Origin of the sequence: Actinocrinis sp. (genome assembly GCF_035650855.1) — a bacterium.
Classification (GTDB): Bacteria; Actinomycetota; Actinomycetes; order Streptomycetales; family Catenulisporaceae; genus Actinocrinis.
Map to the genome: position 1 here is coordinate 1 of NZ_DASRGV010000334.1, position 6,634 is coordinate 6,634.

A 6,634-nucleotide genomic window follows, 5' to 3' on the forward strand; every position below is an offset into this window, starting at 1 on the left:
AGGTCGCGGGAGTGCAGGAAGGCCTGGTGCACCTCGCGGGTGAGGGCCGGCTGCCGGGCCAGGAAGTCGCGGCGCACCGCCCACACGGCGAACACCATCGGCAGCCCGGTCCAGTCCTTCCAGGCCTCGCCGAGGTCGAGCACGCGCAGGTTGAGCCGCGGCGCGTCGTAGAGGGAGGCCCGCAGCGCCGCGTCGCCGATCAGCACGCCGGCCGAGGCCTCCTGCATCATCAGCGCCAGATCGGGCGGGCAGGCGTAGTACGCGGGCTGAGCGCCGTAACGCTCGCGCAGGACGAGCTGCGCGAGCTGGACCGTGGTGCGTGAGGTCGAGCCGAGCGCGACGCGGGCACCGTCGAGGTCCGCGAACGGCAGCTGCGAGACAAGGTTGCAGGACATCACCGGGCCGTCCGAGCCGACCGCCACGTCGGGCAGCACGACCATGTCCTGTGCGTTGCGCAGGTACTCGACCAGGGAGATCGGCCCGATGTCGAGGGAGCCGGCCACCAGCTGCTCGGAGAGCTTCTCCGGGGTGTCCTTGACCAGATCCAGGTCGAGCAGGGCGCCCGAGCGGACCAGGCCCCAGTAGATGGGCAGGCAGTTGAGGAACTGGATGTGTCCGACTCGAGGTTTGTCCACGCTTAGCACACTACGCCGCGGGTTGATCGCCGCTCGGGGCGGGCGGACGTGCTTTTCCTCACGGCCGCCGGCGGTTAGCGGTTAGCCGGGTGCTGTTCGACGCCTACTCTTCGTCGTCCTCGAAGGAGGCCGCGTCGTCGAACTTCCTGCTGAGCCGCTGGGTGCGCGCGACGATGCCCGCTGACATGGCGTCACGCTGCTTGGACAGCACGATGAACGAGGCCGCGCTGGAGAGCAGCAGGGCGACGGCGAGCAGCGTGAGCTTCGACAGCTGGGAGCTGAGGTCCATGTTGAAGATCAGCGCGACCGCCCACACCAGCACGAGCGCGACGAGGAACAGCGCGAGCCGCAGCGTCGTGTAGCGCAGGACGGCGTGCCTGGTCTCGAGCGCCGGCGCGGATGCACGTTCTGCATCGGTGACCGGGGGCTGCGGCGCAACCGTAGCGGAGCGCGTGGCTTCCTTCGTCGTCGCCGAGCCCTTCGCAGAGTTCGTCGCCTTCGCTTTCGTCTTCTGCTTCGCGCCGACTTGCTCGCTCATGACCGTGGGTTCCTTCGTCGGGGGACCATTTCACGGTACCTCACCTGTTCGGCCCACTTGGAGCCAGGTGTGATGCCCGGCCGCGCAGTGACGACCTTGTCAGGCCCGCAGCGACAGGGCCATCAGTATCTGGTCCCGGTAGTCGTCGGCGCTCAGCCGCAGTGCTCCCGGCAGCCGGCCGTACTCGACGTACCCGCACTTCTTGTAGAAGACGTCGTTGCCGGTCTCGCCCCGACAGTCCAGGGTCAGCATCTCCAGCCCCATCTTCCGGGCCGCCCGCTCCACCTCGGCCATGAGCAGCGCCCCGTAGCCTCGGCCCTGAAAGTCGGGATGCACCATGACCCGCTTCACCTTGCGCCAGTGCTCGGTCAGCCGGAACTGCCCGTCCGAGATGGTCGCCAACGCCGCGACGCGCGGCTCTCCGCTCGCCGGGTCGGGCGCCCAGCCGACGACCAGGCGGTCGTGTCCGGCGGCCACGGCGGCGAACAGCTTCTCCGCCACCGGCAGCACGTCGTCCATGGTGACCGGCGGCACGAAACCCACCGCGCCGCCCGCGTTGGACACGTCGGTCCAGCAGGCGACGATCTGCGCCCGCAGCTTCTCGGTCAGCTCAGGATCGACCGTGAATTCCAGCGTCATGGATCAAGTATGCATGAATTTGCCGCATGTCGCATGCAATTTCATACTCCGAGATCCGCGACCCGGAATCCAGGAACCTCCCGCCCCGCTACGCGAAGGTCATCGCCTGCGGGTGCTCGCGCCGGTCCGGGTCCGGTCCGTCGAACTCGCGCACCACCTCGTAGCGCGTGTTGCGCTCGACCGGCGTGAAGCCGGCGTCACGGATCAGGTCCAGCAGGCTCTCGCGGGTCATCTTGTCCGGGGTGCCGAAGTGGTCCGCGTCGTGCGTGATCTTGTACTCGACCACCGAGCCGTCCAGGTCGTCCACGCCGTAGTTGAGCGCGAGCTGAGCGGTCGTCAGACCGTGCATCACCCAGAAGCACTTGATGTGGTCGAAGTTGTCCAGCAGCAGCCGGGAGACCGCGAAGGTGCGCAGCGCCTCGGCGCCGGTGGCCATCGGCTGGTTCATCAGCCGGTTGCGCTGCTTGCCGTCCTTCGAGTCGTGGAAGTCGTGCTGGAAGCGCAGCGGGATGAACACCGCGAAGCCTCCGGTCTCGTCCTGCAACGCACGCAGCCGCAGTGCGTGATCCACGCGGTGCCGCGGCTCCTCGATGTGCCCGTAGAGCATCGTCGACGGGGTACGCAGTCCCTTGCTGTGTGCGAGCCGGTGGATGCGGGACCAGTCCTCCCAGTGCGTCGCGTGGTCGACGATCTTCGAGCGGATCTCCCAGTCGAAGATCTCCGCGCCGCCACCGGTCAGCGATTCGAGTCCGGCGTCGATCAGCTCGTCCAGGATCGCGTCCGCGGTGAGCCCGGAGATCTTCTCGAACCAGTGGATCTCGGTGGCGGTGAACGCCTTGATCGAGACGCCGGGCAGCACCGCCTTCAGCTCCCGGATCGACTTGGGGTAGTAGCGCCACGGCAGCGTCGGATGCAGGCCGTTGACGATGTGCAGCTCGGTGATGCCGTCCGGCTCCATGGCCTTGGCCAGCCGGACCGCCTCCTCGATCCGCATCGTGTACGCGTCCTTCTCGCCCGGCTTGCGCTGGAACGAGCAGTACGCGCAGGACGCGGAGCACACGTTCGTCATGTTGAGGTGGCGGTTGACGTTGAAGTAGACCCGGTCGCCGTTCTTCGCGGTGCGCACGTGGTGGGCCAGCTCGCCGAGCCAGGCCAGGTCGTCGGCCGCGTACAGCGCCACGCCGTCGTCATAGGTGAGCCGCTGTCCGGTCAGCACCTTGTCTTCGAGCTCGCGCTTGAGTCCGGCGTCCATGGATTGCGGCCTCCCTGGTGGCGTTTCTGGGTTCGGCTCACGAGCCTACGCCACGCCTCGCGACACGGATGTACGCCCCGATCACCTGGGGCTTCGCGGCCCGCGCGCGGCCGGATCAGGCGTTGTCCTCCCCGAGCGGGAACTGCCGGCCCTCCCACTTGGTGGACAGCGCGACCGTGGTGCGGGTGCGTGCGACGCCACGGATGCGGTTGAGCTTGCCGATGATCTTCTCCAGGTCCGCAGGGTCGGCCGCGCGCACCTTGAGCAGGTACGACTCCTCTCCCGCGACGAACCAGCAGTCTTCGATCTCGGGCACGTCGCGCAGCCGCCGTCCGACGTCGTCCAGGTCGGCGGCGTCCGAGAGCAGCACGCCGATCAGTGCGGTAACGCCGAGGCCGACCGTGCTCGGGTCGATCACGGCGCGATAGCCGGTAATCACTCCGGCCTGCTCCAGCCGGTTGATGCGGTCCGTGACCGTCGGGCCGGAGAGGCCGACCAGCCGGGCGAGTTCGGCGTACGTAGCCCTTCCGTTCGCACGCAACGCCTCGACGAGCGTGCGGTCCACGGTATCCACGGTTTGCGCCCCCTCTGACAACCTCGGCCTGCTTTGCATAGAGCTGCTGCGACCACGCTACGGCCTTGGTTCTAGAACGCAAACCGGGTTGCTCGTCGTGGATTCGAAGGTACTGCCGGTTTCGGCGACCTAGTCGGGCTGGGGCGGCTGCCGGACCTGCCGGGCCGCGCCCAACTCGCCCTCCCAGCGGCGTAGCAGCGAGTGCTCGACACCGAGCACGTCCAGCGCCTTGCCGGCCACGAAGTCGACGAGGCGCTGCACGTCCTGTGCGCCGGCGTAGAAGCCCGGCGACGCGGGGAGCACCACCACACCGGCGCGGCTGAGCGCGAGCAGGTGCTCGAGGGTCTGCGAGTTCAGCGGTGTCTCCCGCACGACCAGGACCAGCGGCCTGCGTTCCTTCAGCGTCACGTCGGCGGCGCGTTGCAGCAGGTCTTTCGACAGGCCAAGCCTGATCCCGGCGACCGCGGCCGTGGACGCGGGAACGACGAGCATGCCCTTTGCCGGATAGCTGCCGGAGGAGGGGCCCGCGGCGAGGTCACCGGCGGACCAGTAGTGCACCGCGTCCAGTTTCGCGGCGGCGCCGAAGGCCGCGGCGTCGCCCCAGCCGAGCCATGCGGCGAGGTCGTCGCGCCAATAGGCGTCCCGGAACGAGATGCCGGTCTCGTCGAGGATGGTCAGCCGCGCGGCCCGGCTGACCACCAGGTCGACGCTTTCGCCGGCCTCCAGCAGTCCGCGCAGCGCCGCCGCGGCGTAAGGCGTCCCCGAGGCACCGGAGACGCCGACGATCCACGGCCTGCGCGGTTCGTGCTCGGTCATGCACTCATGATTGCCCGAGCACCGGCCGCGCACGAAACCGGCCCGCCTGGGGAAGGCGGGCCGGCTTCGGTAGATCGCGGCGGATCAGGAGGACAGGTAGTTGACCGCTTCCTGGCTGTAGCCGGTCTGAGCCAGCGTCAGGTTGCGCTGGACCACGCGCATCAGCCGGAGCGCGAAGTAGACGACCACCAGGCCGAGCGCGGCCCGCAGGCCGTAGTAGAGCATGAACTTGTGGTCGTGGCTGACCACGTCCTGCGGCGTCTCGATGTTCCCGCTGCCGCGCAGGAAGATCGCCAGGCCGAGCGACACCAGCCAGACCACGCGGAAGACCTGGTAGCCGGACTCCTTGAGCACCGCCTGGTACCGCCCGGTCGGGCCGAGGCTCCCGCGCAGCGAGCGCTGCCAGACGGCCATCACGACCAAGGTGGCGATGAACACGGCGAGCGCTACGACGCTCAAGCTGCTGACCATATTGTCGGCGGAGTCGGCCTGGTCGACGGTCACCGACTGAGGGTCGTTGATGATCTGGTTGGCCAGGGACGCCCGGTGTGCCAGCGCGAAGATCTCAACCAGGCACAGCACCGAATAGGCCGCGCTGAGGATCGCCATGGCGATGGCCAGGCCGCGGTTCGGCTTGAGCGGCTGCGGCGGAGCGGCGGGAACGCCCGCATACCCGTATCCCGCGGCGGGAGCCGGGTACGGCGCCTGCGCGACACCTCCCGCAGCCGGCTGACCGGGCTGCGCGGCCGGCGCACCGCCGAACGGCGGGACCTCGGCTTGGGCTACCGGCGGCGCTTGCAGCGGAGCGGCTGGGTCGTTTCCGGGCGCGACGAACGGACTGTCGTTACTCATGATCCCCCCGAGGGATAAGCCTGTTGATCCGATGAATCAGGATGCGACAGTCTCGCGTTCGGGGGACGGCGTGTCAATCCTATTCGTCAGGGCCGCGCGATGCCCGATCCGGCGCGGCTCACGGCCGCAGTCCGCGGTTCACCAGGTCCAACAGCGCGAAGCAGAACAGCGCGATGCCGACGAAGCCGTTGACCGTGAAGAACGCGCGGTTGAGGCGGGACAGGTCGTCCGGGTGCAGCAGCGAGTGCTCGTAGATGAACGCCCCGGCGACGACCGCGACGCCGATCCACCAGAACGCGCCGCCGCCGGCGAGTACGCCGAACCACACGAACAGCCCGGTGGTTACCGCGTGCGAGACCCGTGCGCCGATCAGCGCGGTACGGATACCCCAGCGCGCAGGGACTGAGCCGAGTCCCTGCTCGCGGTCGGTCTCCACATCCTGAAGCGCGAAGATCAGGTCGAAGCCGCCGATCCAGATGCCGACCGCGAGGCCCAGCACGACCGCGGTCCACGACCACCGGCCGGTCACGCCGATCCACGCGCCGATCGGCCCGATCGCCTGGGCCAGGGCCAGCAGCGCGTGCGGGACGTTCGTGAACCGCTTGCCATACGGGTAGACAATCAGCGGGATCACCGCGAGCGGCGCGAGCGCGAGCGTCAGCGTGTTGAGCGCGGCGGCCGCGCCGAGGAACAGGCCCAGGGCGAGGATCGCGCCGATCCAGGCCGTGCGGACGCTGAGCCGCCCGGTGACCAGCTCCCGTTTGGCGGTGCGCGGGTTCCTGGCGTCGAACTCGCGGTCGATGATCCGGTTGACCGCCATCGCGAAGGTGCGCGCGCCAACCATGGCGAGGGTGATCAGCAGCAGCTGGAGCCAGTGCACGGTGCGCGAGGCGCGGAACATCGCGCTGAGCGCGGCGGTGAACGCGAACGGCAGCGCGAAGACCGAGTGCTCCAGCAGCACCAGGCTCTTGAACGCCTTGAACTTCTCGCCGACGCCGCGCGCCGGGACGGCGCTCTCGACCGCTGCGCTCACAGCCCGTATTCCTTCCACCGGCGGTCCACCAGCGCCGCGGTGGCCGGGTCGGACGTGATCATCTCGGGCCAGCCGCCGTTGCGGGTGTAGCCCTCCCCCGGCAGCTTACGGGTCGCGTCGATGCCGAGCTTGCCGCCCCAGAACTGCTGATACGACGCGTGGTCGAGGTGATCGACGGGGCCCTCGGTGAGCAGCAGGTCGCGGGCGTAGTCCACATTCCCGAACGCGCGCCAGGAGACCTCGGCGTAGTCGTGCACGTCACAGTCGGCGTCCACGATGACGATCAGCTTGGTCA

The 6,634-nt window shown here is 68.9% G+C and carries 8 protein-coding genes and 1 pseudogene; all 9 read right to left on the minus strand.

What is annotated here, in order from left to right; all coding sequences use genetic code 11:
* The coding region (locus tag VFB40_RS23645) for a menaquinone biosynthetic enzyme MqnA/MqnD family protein (RefSeq protein WP_324854272.1) at positions 1 to 635 on the minus strand (635 nt) is incomplete at its 3' end.
* Positions 636 to 738: 103 nt separating this feature from the next.
* Complete coding sequence (locus tag VFB40_RS23650) at positions 739 to 1,173, minus strand: DUF4229 domain-containing protein (protein ID WP_324854274.1); 435 nt, start codon at positions 1,171 to 1,173, stop codon at positions 739 to 741.
* A gap of 99 nt (positions 1,174 to 1,272) precedes the next feature.
* Positions 1,273 to 1,812 (minus strand): GNAT family N-acetyltransferase, encoded by a 540-nt coding sequence (locus tag VFB40_RS23655; RefSeq protein ID WP_324854276.1) that lies wholly within the window; start codon positions 1,810 to 1,812, stop codon positions 1,273 to 1,275.
* Between the two features lie 88 nt (positions 1,813 to 1,900).
* The gene (mqnE, locus tag VFB40_RS23660; RefSeq protein WP_324854278.1) at positions 1,901 to 3,064 is read right to left on the minus strand and encodes an aminofutalosine synthase MqnE; all 1,164 of its coding nucleotides are present in this window, start codon (positions 3,062 to 3,064) and stop codon (positions 1,901 to 1,903) included.
* 115 nt (positions 3,065 to 3,179) lie between these two features.
* Positions 3,180 to 3,638, minus strand: a complete 459-nt coding sequence (locus VFB40_RS23665) for an Lrp/AsnC family transcriptional regulator (protein ID WP_324854280.1) — start codon at positions 3,636 to 3,638, stop codon at positions 3,180 to 3,182.
* Between the two features lie 129 nt (positions 3,639 to 3,767).
* On the minus strand, positions 3,768 to 4,454 hold the full coding sequence (locus VFB40_RS23670) for a UbiX family flavin prenyltransferase (RefSeq protein WP_324854282.1): 687 nt from the start codon (positions 4,452 to 4,454) through the stop codon (positions 3,768 to 3,770).
* Between the two features lie 84 nt (positions 4,455 to 4,538).
* Positions 4,539 to 5,306 (minus strand): hypothetical protein, encoded by a 768-nt coding sequence (locus VFB40_RS23675; RefSeq protein WP_324854284.1) that lies wholly within the window; start codon positions 5,304 to 5,306, stop codon positions 4,539 to 4,541.
* 118 nt (positions 5,307 to 5,424) lie between these two features.
* Positions 5,425 to 6,339, minus strand: coding sequence for a menaquinone biosynthesis prenyltransferase MqnP (gene mqnP / locus VFB40_RS23680; protein ID WP_324854287.1), 915 nt, complete (start codon positions 6,337 to 6,339; stop codon positions 5,425 to 5,427).
* Positions 6,336 to 6,634 (minus strand): annotated as a pseudogene (locus tag VFB40_RS23685) (menaquinone biosynthesis decarboxylase); the annotation flags it as partial. The gene mqnP and the pseudogene VFB40_RS23685, both read right to left, overlap by 4 nt.